The following is a 15,453-nucleotide window of genomic DNA, read 5'->3' on the forward strand; positions in this document are numbered from 1 at the left end:
AAGCTATCAGTTTATCAATATTGTATTGTTGTTATTTTTTTGGAATATTAGCCAATACTGCGACTAATAATTGCCAATATAGCGCTACTGTGGCAATTTCAATTTTTTCGTCTGGTGAGTGAGGAAACTTAATTGTTGGTCCAATAGAGACCATATCCCAATGTGGATACGCGGTTTTAAATAAGCCACACTCTAAACCAGCATGAATTACCATAACCGCAGGTACTTTATTAAATATATCTTGGTAAGTATCACGTACCGTTTTCATAATGGCTGAGTCAGTATTAGGCTGCCAACCAGGGTATGCGCCGGAGAATACAATGTTCGCACCAGCCAGTTCAAAAACAGATTGTACCGTGCGTTGAGTTTCTAAGCTGCCATCGTCATGCAAGCTACGAATTAATACCATGGCACTGAAGTTTTTCCCTCTGGTGCGTATTACACCTAAGTTTAGTGAGGTCTCTACAATACCTTCAATATCATCACTCATCCGCATGACACCATTTGGACAAGCATTCAGCGCTCGTAAAATGGCGGCTTGTGTTGCTTTGGTCCAACACTGCTCAAAATCTTCTGGTGAAATTAATAACATATCGATATCAGTTTCAATGGCACCAAGATTTGTTCTAATAGTTGCTAAGTAGTTGGCTAGAGCGGCCTTTAAGGCGTCAACTTTATCGTTAGCAATAACAAAACTGGCATTGGCTTCTCGTGGGATAGCATTACGTAAACTTCCACCATTTAGCTCTGTTAGGCTGATGTCAAAGTCAATACTAGCATTTAATAAAAATCGTACTAATAACTTGTTAGCGTTGGCACGGCCAGTGTGAATATCCACACCTGAATGGCCGCCTTTTAAACCAGAGATAGATAAGTTAAAAGCTTGGTAATCGTGAGCAACATCGGTAAAAGCTAATGGAAAAGTGGCATTACCATCAATGCCACCAGCACAACCCATGTAAACTTCGCCTTCTTGCTCCGAATCGGTGTTGATTAAAATATCACCGTCAAGCCAACCCGCTTCTAAGCCAAATGCCCCGGTCATGCCCGCTTCTTCATCAATGGTTACCAAAACTTCTAATGGCCCATGAGGAATATCATCACTGGCTAAAATAGCTAAGGCTGAAGCCAAACCAACACCGTTGTCAGCACCTAAGGTTGTACCTTCAGCCGTTACCCAATCACCAGACTCGATAATATATGGCTTAATGGGGTCGGTTAAAAAATCATGGTCTGTGTCATTATTTTTTTGTGGCACCATATCCATATGTGCTTGTAAGATAATACCTTTGCGATCTTCCATACCTTTGGTTGCTGGCTTTTTAATAAATAAGTTACCAACGGCATCTTCTTTAATGGCTAAACCAAGCTCTTTTGCCCAGCTTTGTATCCATAAAGATATCTCTTGTTCATGTTTCGACGGATGTGGAATACTGCAAATTTTTTCAAATAATTGCCACAAGCGGGCAGGTTTTAATTGAGAGAGAGCACTCATAGGTTTCCTTGGGAATATTAAGATTATTTACTGTAAAGAGCAGGTACAGCCGATGTTAGCCTGCCTACAGCTGAGATGATGACAGTATTATTACTATTATTTGTCGGCCATTAAAAATTGCCATTGTTCATTAAAGTCAGTGCTTGGTTTTTTACTATAACCTGAGCGGACAAATCGGCTCATTTTACCTTCAGCGAAAGCAACCAGTAAACTAGCTAAAGCGGCTTCACTAATAGTAAATGTTTTACCTTCACGTAGTTTGCGTTCACGTAAAACTTGTTTGAATTGAGATTCTAATTTTTCAAAAAATTGATGAACTCTACTACGTAAACGTTCATTTTCACCCATTAAGGCATCACCCGCTAAAATTCGGCACATGCCAGGATTACGCTCAGAAAAAATTAATAAAACATGCATGATATGATGGCATCTTACTAAAGCTTCTTTATGATCCGCTAAAATTAAATTGATACGAGAAAAAATAGATTCTTCAATAAAATCGATTAAACCTTCAAACATGCGCGCTTTTGACGGGAAGTGCCGGTATAAAGCCGCTTCTGAAAATCCGACTTCAGCGGCTAACTTTGCCGTAGTGATACGCTGCCCAGGACAATTTTCTAACATTAACGCTAAGGATTCTAATATTTGGTGTTTACGGTTTGGCTTTTTGTTTTTACTTTGTGTGGCGACCATAGTTAAATATTCTCTATTGTTATGTCCGTTAAGCTTGGGAGCTAGCCCGAGGTTAAAGTCATTAAGTTATTATGGCTCAGTACTTTTTGCTAGATAATGCTGATTGATTAAGGACACCAGTTTTGTAGCTATAACTTGTTTATTTGCCAAAGGAATTTCTATTTCATCAAACGCACTATAAAGGGTTAAGGCATTATCATCACTGTTAAAACCTTGTCCGGCTTTAGCGACATCATTGGCCGCGATTAAATCTAAGTTTTTACGCTTTAATTTACCACGTGCATAGTGTGCTATATTTTGCGTTTCAGCCGCAAAGCCAACGATAAACGGTTTATTGGCTAACTTTGCCACATCAGCAACAATATCTTGGTTTTTGACCAAGGAAAGTTGCATATGCTCATTGTCTTTCTTGATTTTTTCCTTGGCAATATCTGCAACGCGATAATCAGCAACCGCAGCACAAGCGATAAAAGTAGTGCCTTGAGGCGCGTAAGTTAGCGCTTGTTGGTACATTTGTTCGGCGCTAGTGACTTCAATAAGCTCACAGCCTCTGGGCGCGGATATATTTACCGGGCCAGAAATTAAGGTGACTTTAGCGCCCGCACGCAATGCTGCATGAGCAATGGCATAGCCCATTTTACCCGAACTATAGTTAGAAATATAACGTACTGGGTCTATCGCTTCACGTGTTGGTCCGGCAGTAATAACCCAATGTTGGTCTTGCAAGTATTTGTCGGCAAAAAAATCACTACTCAGGGTAACCAATTCATCAACCTCTAACATACGACCTAAGCCGATATCACCACAAGCCTGTTCACCAGCACCGGGCCCCCAAATATGCAGTCCCCATTGTTTTAAGGTATTGATATTTGCTTGTGTTGCTTTGGCATGCCACATTTGCTGATTCATTGCTGGGGCAATGGCGATTGGTGCGCTGGTAGCTAAACATAAAGTAGCTAATAAATCATTGGCCATACCTGCGGCTATCCGCGCAATAATATCGGCAGTCGCCGGAGCTATGACAATCAAATCAGCCCATTTAGCCAGTTCAATATGTCCCATGGCAAGCTCAGCCTGACTATCGAGTAAGCTATCTGAAACATGATTCCCAGAGACTACTTGCAGCGTTAAGGGGGTAATAAAGGCTTTGGCACCGTCGGTCATAACTACGCGTACATCTGCGCCATGATCTTTAAGTCGGCGGACTAATTCTGGTGTCTTGTAGGCTGCGATACCACCAGTAATACCCAGTACTATTTTTTTGTCCTGAAGAGTTTGCATAACCTGCTAATCTTAAAGTTAACAATAATGCCGATAAGATAACATTTATTGGCATTATTTAGAAATAACAGTTACTAAATAAAGACAGTAACTTATCGATAAAAACAGACAAGATGTAAAGCAAGGATGCACTTATGTTAAAAGGATCAGTGTTGAAGGCGTCGTCATTAAATGAAGCACCGTTAAAGTACAGTGTGTTAAAAGATTGGCCTGAACTGGAAAGGCCAAGAGAAAAGCTGGTCCACTTGGGCCCATCGAGTTTAAGTGATGCTGAGCTGTTGGCGATATTTTTACGTACTGGGGTAAAAGGCTGTCATGTGGTCGATCTTGCTCGGCAGTTATTACTTAGTTTTGGTAGTCTAGGTGCTGTTTTTTCTGCCAGTCAGGAAGACTTTTGCGCTAGGCATGGACTTGGTCTGGCCAAATACGTGCAATTGCAAGCTTGTTTAGAAATGTCTAAACGTTATTTAGCTGAGAAAATGAGAACAAGTGACTGTTCTTTAACCTCTTCACAAGCAACTCGGGACTATTTATTAAGTGAGTTACGCTTTGAAAACCGTGAAATATTTGCTGTGTTATTTTTAGACAATCAACATCAAGTGTTAGCTTTTGAACGGCTCTTTTTTGGCACACTTGATGCGGCCGCCGTGTATCCTAGAGTTGTGGTGGAGCAAGCCTTAAAACACCATGCCGCCGCAGTGATTTTAACACATAACCACCCTTCTGGTATTGCCGAAGCCAGTCTTGCCGATAAACAAATAACCAATAAATTAATTCAGGCGCTACAGTTAATTGATGTGCGTGTCTTGGACCATATTATTGTGGCGGGTAATCAATGTTACTCGTTTGCAGAGCACAATGAACTTCCCTCGTTTAAAGGGAAATAGCGGATAATTTGCTAAAAACGGGAAAGACAATTACTTTTAATTAGGAACCCCTAGTTAAAATTTACTAAGTAAAGAAGGATCATCTGATGACTGATAGTAATAGCGAGGGAATAGAACGTCGCAAATCGTTTCGTTTAGATATGGAAAAAGAGTTGGTGGATATTGTTTGGACCGATGAAAAGGGTAAAAAGCATAATAAAAAAATTGCTTGTTTAGACTTTGCCCGTGGCGGATTGAAATTAGATTGTGATGAAAGTTTACCCGCTAATACCGCAGTAACCGTGGTCTTTAAATCGGCTAATGCCAGTAATCAAAAGCTGTATAGCAAGGTGCTGCGCAGTATTAAACAAGAGAATGGCTGGTTTGAAATTACCTTAGTGCTGGATAAAAATGCTTAGCCATTAAAGTGGCAGCGCCTTGTTGAGCGAAAGCAATATGGTGAAATTGAACTACAATTAGCATGGGAAGATGTTAATTATATTGTGGTAAAGGACGGTACTAAGCATGATGATATTAGTGGGTGGCGAAAAAGGCGGCAGTGGTAAAAGCTGTTTAGCTCAAAATTTAGCGGTATATTTCGCCTCAAATAAGAAAGCAATTGTGTTAATGGTGGATTGTGATCCACAAAGAACAACTTCAGATTGGATACAAACCAGAAATGGTGATCCCTCATTACCCGCCATTAACTGTATTCAATTGTATGGAAAAATTCGTAATGATTTACTGAGCTTAGTACAGCATTATGACTACGTTATTGTTGATTGTGGTGGCCAAGATAATCTGGCCTTGCGTGCTGCTATGTCGGTTGCTGATCACGTTATTATTCCCTTAAGACCAAAAAGACGGGATTTAAAAACAGTACCTCATATGGAAGATATGCTAAGTACCTGTAAAATGGTCAATCCAAAAATGATGGCCTCTTTTGTGATTACCCAGTGCCCATCATTACCCAACCAAGCAAGGAGAATTCTTGAAGCAAAAGAAGTGTGTAGCTCATATGGCATTAACGTTTTAGATGCCGTAACCTATAATCGAAACGTTTATGATGATAGTGAAGAGCAGGGTTCTTCCGTTATTGAAATAGATCCCACAGGTAAGGCTGCCCTAGAGATGATTGCTATAGCCGAAGAATTATTGGCAATGGAACCGGATAATTTGCATGAGTTTAACTGATTTAAAAAAAAGCAAGGATGGCAAGGCAAAAAGGAAAAACTTCACTATTGATGAGTTTATCTCTGATGCTGAAGATTATGCCAAAGGTGCGCCTAAAATTGTTAGTGAGCTAACAAACGAAGGCACTTGCCATAAGTTAAACCTTAAGCAAGCTATCAGTGAAGCAAAGCGCTATGTTGAAATGACAGAAATTGAACATCAGCAAGCACAAGGCGTTAAAGTAGGTGTTAGAAATAAGACCAATAAACCCTTTCGGCGGGCAACTTTTACTTTAAGCGAAGAGGCTATTGATCAGCTTCATGATTTATCTGCAGGTTCAGACTTGGCTAAATCACATATATTGCGTATTCTTATTGATGAATTGTGTAATAAAGAACAAAATGAGCAATTAAAGAAGTTATTACAATCAAGAATTGGTTAATTTTCCAGATTTTAACTGAAATTTGTTGACTTTTTACCCTTAAAAGAGACAATATTTAGTCGAAAGCTCACTATTTAGCTGAGCTTTTTCTTTCTATATCCTATTTAACTATATGAAACTTAGTGAAAACTACTATTTTTGTAGTATTTTTCTATTAAGACTAGTATTAGTTAATCAGTTTCTCTATAATATGCCACCTTTTTCAGGATCCCGAGACGACGGTCTTGGGGAAAATATAGCTCGAGCTGAAATTAATATTGGAGTACTCACATGTCTAAAGTTTGCCAAGTAACAGGCAAAGTGCCAATGGTTGGAAACAACCGTTCTCACGCAAGAAACGCGACTCGTCGTCGTTTTTTACCTAACCTTCAATCTCACCGTTTTTGGGTTGAGAGTGAAAATCGTTTCGTTAAATTACGTTTAACTCCGAAAGGAATGCGTATTATCGATAAAAAAGGTATTGATGTTGTTTTAGCAGACATCCGTGCCCGTGGCGAAAAAGTTTAATAACTTTATTATTCTAAGGAAAATACTATGCGCGATAAAATTCGTTTAGTTTCTAGTGCTGGTACTGGTCATTTTTATACTACTGATAAGAATAAAAGGACTATGCCTGAGAAAATGGAAATCAAGAAATTTGATCCAACCATTCGCAAGCACGTAATGTATAAAGAAGCTAAAATTAAGTAATTAATTTCTGTTTCTAGTAAAAACCCGGTTCTTACCGGGTTTTTTTATGTCTGAATTAGGGTATTGAGCGAGCATATGGATGTGTAGAGCTGTTATACCATTCAGCATAAAAAAGTGATCACTTTCTTATACTGATTGGTATTATGCGCGCTATTTTTTAAAAAGTTCAGTATCATACCTGCATAGTTAACTTGGAATATTTGTATGAAATTATCTCGGACCGGATGGAATAATGTCATTATTTTTTCAGTAATGACGATAATTTTAGTGATCAATGCCACTAATGACAAACTCTTCCCAAAAGAAGAACATGAAAATACGGCCGAACAATTAATACTGCCACAACATAGTGTTATTTTAACACTAGCAATAGATTTGTCAGCAAGGCAACAGGTGTTATTTGAACGTGTCGGTCGCAGTTGGCAACTAACGGCTAAAGGTATTATGTTGGTAAAAACTGAACAGCAAATTGAGCAGATGATGTTTGCTTGGCAACAGAGTACTGGCTTAGTACAAGCAGCAGAAATTGTCATTGATAGCGAACAAGCAATTAACGTGCAAATTTCTTTAGCAGGGGAGTCGCAAGCGCGAACTTTTATGTTATATCCGCTCAATGATCAATTATTAATTTATCAGCAACAAGGTAACACTTGGTTAGCCTTACCTCCGGCACTCGCCCAGCAGTTATTACCTATTAGTTTGTAGTCGTTTAGTTTTAAAAATAACGTTTGCAACTTTTTACTAAGAAGAAATTATGCCCGAATTACCCGAAGTCGAAGTATGCCGCTTAGGTATAAGCCCTCATATTATTGCTCAGACAGTCAGTAAGGTAACTATTCGTGATAGCCGCTTACGTTGGCCTATCCCTGATGAAATACACTCTGTAGTGGGCTTACAAGTGCTTGGTGTTGATCGTCGCGCTAAATACCTATTATTGCGCTTTAAAACAGGAACTTTATTACTGCACCTAGGCATGTCAGGTACGATAAGGATAATTGAGCATGATACCCCTATAGTTAAGCATGATCATTTTGATCTCGCTTTTCAACACGGCAAGGTATTGCGCTTCAATGATCCTCGACGTTTTGGTGCGGTGTTATGGTTAGCGAATGATGAAGATAAACTGGGCTTACTCAGTAAATTGGGGCCTGAGCCACTCAGTGATGACTTTTCTCAGGGCTATTTGTTTAATAAAGCTAAAAATAGAAAAGTCCCTATCAAAACCTTTTTAATGAATAATCATATCGTGGTAGGCGTAGGTAATATTTATGCCAATGAGGCGCTGTTTCAAGCCGGTATTTTACCGACAGCCAAAACTGGGGGTATTGATGAGCAAAGACTAAACCGGCTAACTAATATTATTAAAAAAGTGCTCAGTGCGGCCATTGCACAAGGTGGCACTACCCTTAAGGACTTCACCCAAGCAGATGGTCGACCAGGTTATTTTGCGCAATCACTGATGGTCTATGGTCGTGCCGGGCAACCCTGTATGACTTGTCAGAGTAAATTACAGGAAATCAGGCAGTCGAATCGTAGCTCCGTTTTTTGTCCTAATTGCCAACAAGATTAATTTTGCTGTAATGCTTTTTTCACTATGGGATGAACAAACTGACCAACATCACCGTGGTGGAGGGCTACTTCTTTTACCAAGGTTGACGAAATAAATGAATTTTCTTCTGCTGGTGTTAGAAATACACTCTCAAGATCAGGGGATAAGCGGCGATTCATGTTGGCAAGTTGAAATTCATATTCAAAGTCTGACACTGCCCGTAAACCGCGAATAAGCACTTTGGCTTGATGTTGCTTAGCAAAGTCAACCAATAAGCCGCTAAAACCAACGACAGTCACATTGGTTAAATGCTTAGTTACTTGTTCAATCATAGTAACACGCTGTTTTAAATCAAAGCGTGGTTGTTTACTTGGACTGGCAGCAACACCAACAATTACCTCACTAAATAATTTACTAGCGCGAACAATTAAGTCACTATGGCCATTAGTTACGGGATCAAAAGTGCCTGGGTATATTGCTTTTATTGTCATTATCTACTGTTTTCTTAATGGTTGTTAAGCGTTATTGTAATGCTAGAGGCGACATACTGACAAGTATTTCTACTTGTCAGTATGTCGCTAAGCCATAGATAATCCACTAAAATGAATTATTAATCACAAAAAAAAGAAAAAATCCTAAAGTATTTACTCAAAACACTTTATATATACTGAATTTTGATAGTATTATTGGGTTAGTTTTAATCAAATCAAGTGAGAAGTTGTTGCATGAAAACCCGTGATAAAATAATCCAAGCCAGTATTGAATTATTTAATGAGCAAGGTGAGCGTAATGTCACCACTAATCATATTGCTGCTCACTTAGCCATCAGCCCTGGTAATTTGTATTATCATTTCCGTAATAAAGAAGACATTATTTTATCTATATACGAGGAGTATGCACGTAGTTTACTATTGGAAACCTTGCCGAAGGTGTCCCCGGAAGTAAAACCACTAGACTCACTTGTTTTGTATATGGATGCGGTGTTTCAAACAACAATGAAATTTCGTTTCTTTTATAGCAATCTACCTGTGTTATTGGATAAAAGCCCTAGTTTGCGGGAAAAATATGTTGAAGTGCAACAGTCTATTTCAGAGCGTGTTAGTCAATTACTTCTTTCATTAAGAGCCGCAGATATCATTGATTTTTATGATGATGAATTGGCTGATATTGTCAGTATTTTACGTCTTATCAATACCTTCTGGGTTAGTTTTCATCAAACTCAGACTATCGTTAATGAAGTCAATGATTCAGTCTTTTATCAAGGCGTGCTTAAAATCTTAGTGATTTTACGTCCCTATACCAAAGCTCATGCCATAAGTGACCTTAATCAAGCGCGTGATGTTTATCAGCAAAGGTACCAAAAAGCGGTAGAAATAGATTAACCTTAGCAGCACTTGCGCAATAGCTCGCTATTGGCATTGAGAGCAAGCCAATCTTGGCAGTTTTTAAACCAGTACCATAAGCAATAACCTAGTAAAATTGGTATTAGTTAAGCTGTTAATTCGAATTGAAAGTTGTCCGGTCTTTCATAACCTTGGCTTACTGTGAAGTAAAAACTTTCGATACGTAGTGCCCGTTGTTGTACCTCATTTGATTGTACGTTCTGAGTACTTTGACTAGCCGCTAACTTTTGCTTTGATGAGTTGGAAATAATAGCGTCTTGCGCAGATAAGGTCTGCTTGATGAAAGTATCGAACTCAGTACTTGTAGCATCTTGCTCGGTATTCAGGCTTACATTAGCTGCTATATTCAGTTCTTTATTCGAATGACTTGGCTGAGCATCAGCGTTACTTTGTAACGCAAGTAACTCTGATTGTGCTACGAGTATTTTTTGTGTGGCACTGGCGGCAACCCGAGTATCTTGTGTCGACGGATTTGCTGGTGCTAATGCCGCAGAATGCACTTTTTGCATCTTAGTTATGGTTGCTTGCGGATCGCCTACGACACTGCTTAAGTCGACAGATACCTCTCCTCCTACCGCATATTGTTTGCCATCAGGGCCTACTTCAAAGGTATAAGACGGCGTTCCGGTCACCGCCCCCCCTGTTGTCGCGTGAGCTAATTCATGGGCTTTTACTTCTTTATCTCTTTGTTGTAGCTGGCTAATGAGTTTTTCATCGGCAAGTGCCTGTTTAGTGCTGTCGTTATCTTTATCATTTTCGGCGTCGCTATCTTTAGCACTGTTGTTTGCATTAGCATGTTCTTCTTGCTTGTGTTCAGCATCCTGCGGAGAGCTCTGTTCACCTTGTTGATTTTCTTGTTCAGCAATGGAGCTGGCAGCATGCTCTGCTTGTTTTCTTAAATTAGCAAGATCGACTTGTTCGTTGACTTGGGCTGGTGTTCGGGCGCGCTCTTTATCGGCAGCGACAGCTTTTTCCGCGGCAGAAGGGTTGGTGGCCGTAACCTGGGTGATAATTTCTCGTTGATGATTATCACGACGCAAGCTTTCCGTAGGTGGGTTGACCACAGTTGCTAAGGGTAAGTTTGCTACATGAGGGGTGATATTCATAAGGACAAATGATTTACCAATAAGTAAAACGTTAACGGCTATATATTATTAGGCGGTGACATCTAGTAGGGTACCTAGCACATCATCAGCACTTTTAATAACTTCAATCGAAGCTTTTGCTTGAAATTCAGCCACTTTTAAATTGACAATAGCTTGGTTTAAATCAGGTAAATCTAAGTGGTTACTTGCCTTAGTCACCTCAGTGTTTACCTCACCACTATTGGCTGGATTTGTTTGTTGCTCAGTATTATAGGTGGTACTGGCGACAATATCAGCAGCCGCTTGCTCCGCTGTTGCGTTAGCATTTTGTAAGCCTTGCAAACCTGAATTAAATGCAGATGGTATCTCCATAGGTAATCCTCCACGGCTAATAAACCTTGTTGGTTAATTATTAATCTAAATGGCGAAAAAGTAAAGCTGAAATTATCACCAGGTAAGACATTATCTCATTATTATTTCGGTATTATTCATTTCGCCTTATTGGCATTGAAATGTAACGCTAGCCAAGTGCATAACACCTGATAAAAGTCATCAAGGTGAGAAATAAAGGGTGCATGGGAAGCATGGTCAAATAGGTGTAAGTCACTATGTACGGCTAAAAGACTGATTTTTTCGATCACTGTTTTAGGTACCAAGCTATCATTCTGCCCGTATAACCTTAGAAAAGGTTGCTGGATACTTGCTAATTGCTGGCGTAGATCACAGTCACTCAATAAGGCCAGTGAATTGGCTAACGTTTCTTGGCTAGGCAGGGCATGTGCCATAACTAACTTGCTGATTAGCTTTAAATCTTGTCGAATATGTGGGCTGCCCATGGCTTGAATTTTTAAGAAAGCTTTAATCGTTTTCTCGGTATCTTGTGCTAGCTGATGATGAAAACTATCCAGTACATTGGCCTTTATACCCGGCCAGTTATTTTGCTCTTGTTCAACAAAGTATGGGCTGCTGGCAACCGTAATCAAGGCTAATACTTTTTCTGGGTAGTTGATGGACATTTGCGTGGCAATTAAGCCGCCCAATGACCAACCAAGATAAATAGCGGGTTGGTCAATTACTTGCTCAATATGATGGCAAATATTGGCTAAAGAGTAGGGCTTTATAGCAACAGCACTATTGATACCAAAGCCAGGTAAGTCCAGGGTGATTAACTGGTAGTGACTATTTTTATTTTCGCTGAATAATTTTAGCAGCGGTTGCCAAACGCCTGAGTTTAAGCCCCAACCATGAATTAACACAATAGGAATGGCATTTTTATTAAGGCTACTTTGAGGAGGGAAGGTGGAAAATGTTAAGCTTTTTGCCATGCTTACTACTGCACTATAAATATAAAAGTACTAGTGTATATCATATCATTTGATAGCAAAAGGAAAGCAAGATGGCATGGCAGCTAGAGCTAAGAAAACTTAAGGCGTGTTGTCTTTCTAGCTTAAGAAGTATTAGTTGCTGTGATCTGTGTGGTGAAAATGTCAATAATAGCTTTTTACTCGGTTACTCGCTGCCACAAGCATTACTTTGTCAAAACTGTGTCAACGATTTACCTTATTTTAATCAACAGCTAGTAGCGGGTAACTTACTCAGTTGGCCCGCTATTTATCATGCCTTACCAAAAATTCATTTTGAACAACTTTTTGCCTTATCGCCTTATATTTACCCCTTTAATAAATGGCTAGCACAAATGAAATATCTAGGTCGTTTTGAGCTGGCGCATTTGTTCAGTGCCTTGCTCTGTGCTCAGTGGCAAGCCATGGCAAAACACCAAGCGTTAGCTCCTGTGGATTTAGTACTACCGGTGCCTTTACATATTAAAAAATGGCAGTTTCGTGGTTATAACCAAGCCCACCTGATAGCAAAGTGTTTTGCTAAGCAGTTAACTTTTCCTTATGACGCTAAGTTAGTGGTGCGCATTAAAAATAATACTAGCCAAATGGGGAAAACTGGTCATCAACGGCGAAAAAATTTAGCCAATACTTTTGCTTTGCAGCGAAAATTGGCGAGCCATATCAAACATGTATTGATTATTGATGATGTAGTAACCACGGGTACCACGGTCAGTGAAATTAGTAAGTTATTAAAACAAGCAGGTGTTGAAACCGTCACCTTAGTAACTGTGTGTTTAACCCTACCTAAAAGCAATTAGCAACAATGTCCTTATTTATAAGGCGTGGAAAAAATTTTACTAAAAAACAAGCTGTTGGCGAGTAATTTGGCGCTGCCATGCCAGTAACCTCTAAAAGCGAGTACATCAGTGGTAGCAATGACTCTACCTTCACCGACGTTGTGCGCAACAATGGCAGCGTTATGTGCTAATCGATTTACTAAGTTTTTGTCGGTATAACCACTGAGTAGTGGTGAGGAGGTATATTTCGCTAACGTGACAAACGGTTGTTGAGGGTGCTCGATAATGAGATTGCTATTACGAAATAGTGGCAGTAAATTATGCTGATAACCGTAAGCTAGTGGATGACTAGTATCTAATTCTACTTGGAAGATAGCGCCAGCAATACGTTTGCGACTAGCGAGTTTTTCTTTATCTTGATAACTGAGATTGTCATTATCAAATAACTGGTCTATCTGCTCTTTAGTGACAAATTTAGTACGTAATATTTCTTGTTTTGCTAACCATTGGGCCGCACGTTTTTGGCCGATAATGACGCCACCTTGTTCAACCCATTGCTTTAATTGCTGCGCAGTATGTGCAGTAACATACTGATAATTACCATCAACAAGAATAATATGACTATAAGTTGATAAATCTACACGTTTTAACCTGCTATGATCGATAATTGACAGAGGAATATTTAGTGTCTCATCAAGGTAAAATCGTACTTCACCAGCTTCATATTGAGAGATACCCAGACCCCCTATTAATAATGTTTTAACCTTACTTATTGGCTTTAATGAGCCACTGCCAATATCAATGCCTTTCATGGTCAAACCTGTGCTAATACTGTCTAAGGTGATACCTGCGCTATTACTGGCAGCAATTAATTGTCTTTGCCAGTCTTGGTTTTGTTGAATACCAGCGGGCACGACGATGCTGCCGGCATTAAAGTGCTTTGTTTTGCCATTTATTATGCTAGAAAAAGGCTTAGTGGCCACTCTCGCTTTGATATTATTGCTTAGCAGCTCATTGAGTAATTTCGGCGCTAAAAAGTGATGCCATTCGAAGACATAGCCATAGGCTGACTTGCTGATATTATTTGAGATAAAGGCTGGCGGCTTAGACCAAGCTTGCTGCGCCAATTTTAGTCCACGTGTCCGGTTTATTTGAATAGCTGCAATGTTCATTGCCAACGGCATAGTCCAGCCGGAAACATCATAAAAAGTATTATCTTTAAAATTTGTTTGTCGATTAAACAACGCTTGGATCAGGCGAAATTGTGGTTGGGCCAAAGGTATATAATAGCTATTACTTTTTTGATATTTTTTATCTTTAAATTTAAAATCAGCAGTAAGTGGGTAAATTCTAATTTTATGCTGAGTTAGTGTTGATAACAATGCATTGAGGCGATAGTTATCTTTATTTTCGTGTAATAAGTAGCCGGAAAAATCTTCTTGTTTGGCCAACTTTATACTTTGTTGATAAAAATCACTACGGTATTTTTTTAGTTGCTGGCGATTTTCCCAAGCACCTTGGATGGTTGAAAGCGAGGTGGTCACGTGGTTTTCTATACTAAACTCTAACGTCAGTAAGCCATTTATCGTCTGTTGCTGCATTCCCCTAGCACTGGCTTGCTCGAATAAAACGCCAATACTGCCATTAATATCTGGATAGGTTGAGCCTTTGCCGTAGTAGAAGTCATCAAAATTCTCTTCACTATAATAAAGGCGCTGTTGCTTATCTAACGCTGCCGCATGAAAGCTTGCTAGTGTTGTGGTTAATTCGACATTTCTTTTTGGTGTCAGTGGATGAGTACGGCTTTGAACGCCCGGCTGAAAAAAGTAACTACTGTTGGCAGACATTTCGTGAAAATCACCGACAACATGAGGTTGATATTGGTGAAAGTACTTTAATCTGTGTTGGCTTTCTTGTTGAGAAAGTAATAACCAGTCGCGATTTAAATCAAACCAAAAATGATTAGTTCGTCCAGTAATCCAGCCTTGGTGATGTTCAATATGATTTGCGTCGCTATTGTCAGTGGAGTTACGGTAAGTGTTAACCCAATTAACAAACCTATCCATACCATCGGGGTTAATACTCGGCTCTAAGACGATAATGGTATTGGCCAGTAATTCAGTCATTTTTGCATCGTCATTAGCCGCCAAATAATAGGCAACTATCATGGCAGCATTAGCACCACTTATTTCATCACCATGTACACTATAACCGAGCCAGATAACTAAGGGGGCCTGGTCGGACTTTTGCTGAATAAGTCGATTTTTATTTTGAGAAAAAATGTCGCGCTCACTAAGTATATTGGCTAAGTTAGCTAGATTTTTGGGGCTAGAAATGGTCACCAGCAATTGCTCACGTTGCTGAGCCGTTTTCCCCATCGAGGTAATAGCCACCCGTGCTGAGTTATGCGCTAGGGTATAGAAGTAGTTACTTAGTTGATCATGCCTGATATGTCGTTGACCAATTTCAAAGCCTAACGTGCTACTGGGTAAGGGGATTTTACTATTAAACTGAATACCTGTGGGTAAGTAATCTTGTACTGGCATGGCATTTAGCCGAGTAGAGCAGAGTAAGGTGAATGAGATAATTAGAATTCGTATAAGTAGCATCTATGTGGCCCCTTGTTAAGACTGCTCTAA

General features: G+C 39.6%; 18 protein-coding genes. 10 read left to right on the forward strand and 8 right to left on the reverse strand.

Going from position 1 to position 15,453, the window contains the following annotated elements; all coding sequences use genetic code 11:
* Positions 1 to 31: 31 nt before the first annotated feature.
* The 3 genes from ASU03_RS00650 to coaBC form a co-directional block, all read right to left on the reverse strand.
* Positions 32 to 1,495, reverse strand: a complete 1,464-nt coding sequence (locus ASU03_RS00650; RefSeq protein ID WP_057829979.1) for an aminoacyl-histidine dipeptidase — start codon at positions 1,493 to 1,495, stop codon at positions 32 to 34.
* A gap of 96 nt (positions 1,496 to 1,591) precedes the next feature.
* Positions 1,592 to 2,188, reverse strand: a complete 597-nt coding sequence (slmA, locus tag ASU03_RS00655; protein ID WP_057829980.1) for a nucleoid occlusion factor SlmA — start codon at positions 2,186 to 2,188, stop codon at positions 1,592 to 1,594.
* A gap of 69 nt (positions 2,189 to 2,257) precedes the next feature.
* The gene (coaBC, locus tag ASU03_RS00660) at positions 2,258 to 3,469 is read right to left on the reverse strand and encodes a bifunctional phosphopantothenoylcysteine decarboxylase/phosphopantothenate--cysteine ligase CoaBC (RefSeq protein WP_057829981.1); all 1,212 of its coding nucleotides are present in this window, start codon (positions 3,467 to 3,469) and stop codon (positions 2,258 to 2,260) included.
* 134 nt (positions 3,470 to 3,603) lie between these two features.
* Between coaBC and radC the strand changes: the two genes are divergently transcribed.
* The 8 genes from radC to mutM all read left to right on the forward strand — a co-directional run bounded on the left by radC (position 3,604) and on the right by mutM (position 8,210).
* The gene (radC, locus tag ASU03_RS00665) at positions 3,604 to 4,356 is read left to right on the forward strand and encodes a RadC family protein (protein ID WP_082627080.1); all 753 of its coding nucleotides are present in this window, start codon (positions 3,604 to 3,606) and stop codon (positions 4,354 to 4,356) included.
* 86 nt (positions 4,357 to 4,442) lie between these two features.
* Positions 4,443 to 4,754, forward strand: coding sequence for a PilZ domain-containing protein (locus ASU03_RS00670; RefSeq protein WP_057829982.1), 312 nt, complete (start codon positions 4,443 to 4,445; stop codon positions 4,752 to 4,754).
* A gap of 106 nt (positions 4,755 to 4,860) precedes the next feature.
* The gene (locus tag ASU03_RS00675) at positions 4,861 to 5,529 is read left to right on the forward strand and encodes an AAA family ATPase (protein WP_057829983.1); all 669 of its coding nucleotides are present in this window, start codon (positions 4,861 to 4,863) and stop codon (positions 5,527 to 5,529) included.
* A complete protein-coding gene (locus ASU03_RS00680; RefSeq protein ID WP_057829984.1) occupies positions 5,516 to 5,950 on the forward strand; it encodes a hypothetical protein in 435 nt (144 codons plus the stop codon). The genes ASU03_RS00675 and ASU03_RS00680 overlap by 14 nt, the downstream gene beginning before the upstream one ends.
* Before the next feature lie 270 nt (positions 5,951 to 6,220).
* Positions 6,221 to 6,457 carry a 50S ribosomal protein L28 gene (gene rpmB / locus ASU03_RS00685; protein ID WP_019029297.1) on the forward strand — a complete coding sequence of 79 codons (237 nt, stop codon included), beginning with the start codon at positions 6,221 to 6,223 and terminating at the stop codon, positions 6,455 to 6,457.
* 27 nt (positions 6,458 to 6,484) lie between these two features.
* Positions 6,485 to 6,640 carry a 50S ribosomal protein L33 gene (gene rpmG / locus ASU03_RS00690; RefSeq protein WP_057179290.1) on the forward strand — a complete coding sequence of 52 codons (156 nt, stop codon included), beginning with the start codon at positions 6,485 to 6,487 and terminating at the stop codon, positions 6,638 to 6,640.
* 204 nt (positions 6,641 to 6,844) lie between these two features.
* Entirely contained in the window at positions 6,845 to 7,345 is a 501-nt protein-coding gene (locus tag ASU03_RS00695; RefSeq protein ID WP_057829985.1) for a hypothetical protein, read from the forward strand.
* Between the two features lie 49 nt (positions 7,346 to 7,394).
* Positions 7,395 to 8,210, forward strand: coding sequence for a bifunctional DNA-formamidopyrimidine glycosylase/DNA-(apurinic or apyrimidinic site) lyase (mutM, locus tag ASU03_RS00700; protein ID WP_057829986.1), 816 nt, complete (start codon positions 7,395 to 7,397; stop codon positions 8,208 to 8,210).
* On the opposite strand, the gene coaD is transcribed toward mutM, so the two are convergent.
* Positions 8,207 to 8,680, reverse strand: coding sequence for a pantetheine-phosphate adenylyltransferase (gene coaD / locus ASU03_RS00705; RefSeq protein WP_057179293.1), 474 nt, complete (start codon positions 8,678 to 8,680; stop codon positions 8,207 to 8,209). The two genes, mutM and coaD, sit on opposite strands and share 4 nt — an antisense overlap.
* A 234-nt stretch (positions 8,681 to 8,914) precedes the next feature.
* Between coaD and ASU03_RS00710 the strand changes: the two genes are divergently transcribed.
* Entirely contained in the window at positions 8,915 to 9,571 is a 657-nt protein-coding gene (locus ASU03_RS00710) for a TetR/AcrR family transcriptional regulator (RefSeq protein WP_057179294.1), read from the forward strand.
* Between the two features lie 107 nt (positions 9,572 to 9,678).
* Here the strand turns inward: ASU03_RS00710 and ASU03_RS00715 are convergent, their stop codons facing one another.
* The 3 genes from ASU03_RS00715 to bioH all read right to left on the reverse strand — a co-directional run bounded on the left by ASU03_RS00715 (position 9,679) and on the right by bioH (position 12,002).
* Positions 9,679 to 10,698 carry a putative metalloprotease CJM1_0395 family protein gene (locus tag ASU03_RS00715; protein ID WP_057829987.1) on the reverse strand — a complete coding sequence of 340 codons (1,020 nt, stop codon included), beginning with the start codon at positions 10,696 to 10,698 and terminating at the stop codon, positions 9,679 to 9,681.
* A 48-nt stretch (positions 10,699 to 10,746) separates the two neighbouring features.
* A complete protein-coding gene (locus ASU03_RS00720; protein ID WP_057829988.1) occupies positions 10,747 to 11,049 on the reverse strand; it encodes a hypothetical protein in 303 nt (100 codons plus the stop codon).
* Between the two features lie 116 nt (positions 11,050 to 11,165).
* A complete protein-coding gene (gene bioH, locus ASU03_RS00725; protein WP_057829989.1) occupies positions 11,166 to 12,002 on the reverse strand; it encodes a pimeloyl-ACP methyl ester esterase BioH in 837 nt (278 codons plus the stop codon).
* 71 nt (positions 12,003 to 12,073) lie between these two features.
* Here bioH and ASU03_RS00730 point away from each other — a divergent pair, with 71 nt between their 5' ends.
* On the forward strand, positions 12,074 to 12,835 hold the full coding sequence (locus tag ASU03_RS00730; RefSeq protein WP_057829990.1) for a ComF family protein: 762 nt from the start codon (positions 12,074 to 12,076) through the stop codon (positions 12,833 to 12,835).
* 11 nt (positions 12,836 to 12,846) lie between these two features.
* Here the strand turns inward: ASU03_RS00730 and ASU03_RS00735 are convergent, their stop codons facing one another.
* On the reverse strand, positions 12,847 to 15,423 hold the full coding sequence (locus ASU03_RS00735) for a M14 family zinc carboxypeptidase (RefSeq protein WP_057829991.1): 2,577 nt from the start codon (positions 15,421 to 15,423) through the stop codon (positions 12,847 to 12,849).
* Positions 15,424 to 15,453: the final 30 nt, after the last annotated feature.

Source organism: Colwellia sp. TT2012, from assembly GCF_001440345.1.
Lineage (GTDB): Bacteria > Pseudomonadota > Gammaproteobacteria > Enterobacterales > Alteromonadaceae > Colwellia.

Excerpts from the sequence above, each read along its gene's own strand:
- ASU03_RS00650 (WP_057829979.1), bottom strand. The coding sequence starts at position 1,495 with ATGAGTGCTCTCTCTCAATTAAAACCTGCCCGCTTGTGGCAATTATTT.
- slmA (WP_057829980.1), bottom strand. The coding sequence starts at position 2,188 with ATGGTCGCCACACAAAGTAAAAACAAAAAGCCAAACCGTAAACACCAA.
- coaBC (WP_057829981.1), bottom strand. The coding sequence starts at position 3,469 with ATGCAAACTCTTCAGGACAAAAAAATAGTACTGGGTATTACTGGTGGT.
- radC (WP_082627080.1), top strand. The coding sequence starts at position 3,604 with ATGTTAAAAGGATCAGTGTTGAAGGCGTCGTCATTAAATGAAGCACCG.
- ASU03_RS00670 (WP_057829982.1), top strand. The coding sequence starts at position 4,443 with ATGACTGATAGTAATAGCGAGGGAATAGAACGTCGCAAATCGTTTCGT.
- ASU03_RS00675 (WP_057829983.1), top strand. The coding sequence starts at position 4,861 with ATGATGATATTAGTGGGTGGCGAAAAAGGCGGCAGTGGTAAAAGCTGT.
- ASU03_RS00680 (WP_057829984.1), top strand. The coding sequence starts at position 5,516 with ATGAGTTTAACTGATTTAAAAAAAAGCAAGGATGGCAAGGCAAAAAGG.
- rpmB (WP_019029297.1), top strand. The coding sequence starts at position 6,221 with ATGTCTAAAGTTTGCCAAGTAACAGGCAAAGTGCCAATGGTTGGAAAC.
- rpmG (WP_057179290.1), top strand. The coding sequence starts at position 6,485 with ATGCGCGATAAAATTCGTTTAGTTTCTAGTGCTGGTACTGGTCATTTT.
- ASU03_RS00695 (WP_057829985.1), top strand. The coding sequence starts at position 6,845 with ATGAAATTATCTCGGACCGGATGGAATAATGTCATTATTTTTTCAGTA.
- mutM (WP_057829986.1), top strand. The coding sequence starts at position 7,395 with ATGCCCGAATTACCCGAAGTCGAAGTATGCCGCTTAGGTATAAGCCCT.
- coaD (WP_057179293.1), bottom strand. The coding sequence starts at position 8,680 with ATGACAATAAAAGCAATATACCCAGGCACTTTTGATCCCGTAACTAAT.
- ASU03_RS00710 (WP_057179294.1), top strand. The coding sequence starts at position 8,915 with ATGAAAACCCGTGATAAAATAATCCAAGCCAGTATTGAATTATTTAAT.
- ASU03_RS00715 (WP_057829987.1), bottom strand. The coding sequence starts at position 10,698 with ATGAATATCACCCCTCATGTAGCAAACTTACCCTTAGCAACTGTGGTC.
- ASU03_RS00720 (WP_057829988.1), bottom strand. The coding sequence starts at position 11,049 with ATGGAGATACCATCTGCATTTAATTCAGGTTTGCAAGGCTTACAAAAT.
- bioH (WP_057829989.1), bottom strand. The coding sequence starts at position 12,002 with ATGGCAAAAAGCTTAACATTTTCCACCTTCCCTCCTCAAAGTAGCCTT.
- ASU03_RS00730 (WP_057829990.1), top strand. The coding sequence starts at position 12,074 with ATGGCATGGCAGCTAGAGCTAAGAAAACTTAAGGCGTGTTGTCTTTCT.
- ASU03_RS00735 (WP_057829991.1), bottom strand. The coding sequence starts at position 15,423 with ATGCTACTTATACGAATTCTAATTATCTCATTCACCTTACTCTGCTCT.